This window comes from Mesorhizobium sp. M0011 (assembly GCF_040324155.1).
GTDB lineage: Bacteria > Pseudomonadota > Alphaproteobacteria > Rhizobiales > Rhizobiaceae > Mesorhizobium.
The window spans coordinates 1-1423 of sequence record NZ_JAMYVQ010000074.1; the positions used below are offsets into that span (position 1 = coordinate 1).

The 1423-nt window shown below is 65.8% G+C and carries 2 protein-coding genes; both read left to right on the forward strand.

Annotated elements, in window-relative coordinates:
• Positions 1-97 precede the first annotated feature (97 nt).
• Positions 98-544, forward strand: a complete 447-nt coding sequence (locus NKK51_RS32360; RefSeq protein WP_352556344.1) for a bifunctional adenosylcobinamide kinase/adenosylcobinamide-phosphate guanylyltransferase — start codon at positions 98-100, stop codon at positions 542-544.
• Between the two features lies 1 nt (position 545).
• Positions 546-1160 (forward strand): cob(I)yrinic acid a,c-diamide adenosyltransferase, encoded by a 615-nt coding sequence (cobO, locus tag NKK51_RS32365; RefSeq protein WP_352556343.1) that lies wholly within the window; start codon positions 546-548, stop codon positions 1158-1160.
• Positions 1161-1423: the final 263 nt, after the last annotated feature.

Below are 1423 nucleotides of genomic sequence, written 5' to 3' on the forward strand. Positions count from 1 at the left end.
CCCCCCCCCCCCCCCCCCCCCCCCCCCCCCCCCCCCCCCCCCCCCCCCCCCCCCCCCCCCCCCCCCCCCCCCCCCCCCCCCCCCCCCCCACGCCGAAATTTTGGCGACCGCCTTGCCGCCGCCCTGGACCTATGTCGCCACGGCGCAAGCCTATGATGACGAGATGCATGAACGCATCGCGTTGCACCTATCGCGGCGCGGCGAAGGCTGGACGACCATCGACGCACCGCTCGATCTCGCCGGTACGCTTGCCGCCTTGCCGGACGATCGGCCGGTGCTTGTCGATTGCCTGACGCTGTGGCTGACCAACCACATGCTGGCCGAACGCGATTTCGAGCTGGAATGCCGGCGATTGACGGAGGTGCTGTCGCGGCCGCGCGGGCCCTGGTTCGTGGTGTCCAATGAGGTCGGACAAGGCATCGTGCCGGACAATGCACTGGCGCGTCGCTTTCGCGATGCCGCCGGCCGGCTCAACCAGCAGGTCGCCGCTGTCGCCAATACGGTGCTGCTGATGGTGGCGGGGCTGCCGCTCAAGGTGAAATGACATGACCGACATCGACGATAAGGACGAAGAACGCCACCGCGCCAAGATGGCCAAGCGCAAGGCGGTGCAGGATGCCGAGGTGGCGAGCAAGACGGTCGAGAAGGGCTTGCTCATCGTCAACACCGGACCGGGCAAGGGAAAGACCACAGCTGCCTTCGGCCTGGCGCTGCGCATGCTCGGCTACGGCAAGCGCGTCGGCGTCGTCCAGTTCATCAAGGGCAAGTGGCACACCGGCGAGAAGGATGCTTTCGCCGCCTTCGGCGACCGCGTCGTCTGGTACGCGATGGGCGAGGGGTTCACCTGGGAGACGCAGGACCTGAAGCGCGACATCGCAGCCGCCGAAGCCGCGTGGGTCAAGGTGCTCGAACTGATGGCCGATCCGTCGATCAGCCTGCTGGTGCTCGACGAACTGAACATTGCGCTGCGCTACGACTATCTCGACCTCGACAAAGTGGTTGCGGCGCTGAAGGCGCGACGCGAGGACCTGCATGTCGTCGTCACCGGCCGCAATGCCAAGCCGGCGTTGATCGAGGCGGCCGACCTCGTCACCGAAATGGGCGTGACCAAGCACCATTTTTCCGCGGGCGTGAAGGCCCAGCAGGGGATCGAGTTCTGAGGCTTCTTACCCCCTTTGAAGGCAGGGCTATCGCATATGGATTCTTGCGAAGAGGGACCCCCACCCTAACCCTCCCCACAAGGGGGAGGGAACGCTGCCGCGTGCCTTTAATTCTTCTTTGGCGCCGAAAAGACAGGCGATTCGCCTGGGTCGGCGCCAGGGTAGTGTGCTGAGAGTTCTGCAAATTCGCTGAGAGAGGGCGGTCATGGCAGGCTGGTGATGTTCAACGTCACCGATTCCCGCGAAGGAACGCCACCATGACC